The sequence below is a fragment of the Chryseobacterium sp. FG46 genome (genome assembly GCF_057809135.1).
The window spans coordinates 1-625 of sequence record NZ_JBMDJJ010000074.1 but is presented as its reverse complement, the minus strand read 5'-3'; the positions used below and the strand labels follow the sequence as shown (position 1 = coordinate 625).

General features: G+C 39.2%; 2 protein-coding genes. Both read left to right on the top strand.

The window, feature by feature from the left end:
* The first annotated feature begins 143 nt into the window (after positions 1-143).
* Positions 144-401, top strand: a complete 258-nt coding sequence (locus ACODR7_RS21555; RefSeq protein WP_488842331.1) for a RebB family R body protein — start codon at positions 144-146, stop codon at positions 399-401.
* A gap of 83 nt (positions 402-484) precedes the next feature.
* On the top strand, positions 485-625 hold a 141-nt coding region (locus tag ACODR7_RS21550; protein ID WP_488842332.1), incomplete at its 3' end, for a RebB family R body protein.

Sequence of the window (625 nt, the reverse complement as noted above, 5' to 3'; positions counted from 1 at the left end):
TCTACAGTCTGGATACCATTGCAGATGCTGTTTCTATGGCTAAAATTCTTAATCCGTAATCCATTTTTGCGAACAGCTTACATTCCTTATCCAAACAACCGGAAAATCCGGTTGTTTTTTAACCCAAATAAACAATAATCATTATGCCAGTAAACGAACAAATCACAGACGCAGTAACACAGTCTAACGTAAAGGTAGTTGCAGAATCTCCTGCAGTAGCTTTAAGCAATGTATATCAGACCGCAGCACATTCCACAGGAATCATGTTTGAAAATGCGGTGAGCGCACAAAACCAACAAAACATTGTCAATCAGGCAGCTACCACACAGGGTATCGCACAGATCTACAGTCTGGATACCATTGCAGATGCTGTTTCTATGGCTAAAATTCTTAATCCATAATCCATTTGCGGACCTCTTTAAAACTATTATCCAAACAGCCGGAAAATCCGGTTAACCTTTAATCCCAATAAACAATAATCATTATGCCAGTAAACGAACAAATCACAGACGCAGTAACGCAATCGAACGTAAAAGTAGTAGCAGAATCACCTGCAATGGCTTTAGCTAACGTGTATCAATCTGCTGCACATTCTACAGGAATCATGTTTGAAAATGCAGTGAAT

Excerpts from the sequence above, each read along its gene's own strand:
- ACODR7_RS21555 (WP_488842331.1), top strand. The coding sequence starts at position 144 with ATGCCAGTAAACGAACAAATCACAGACGCAGTAACACAGTCTAACGTA.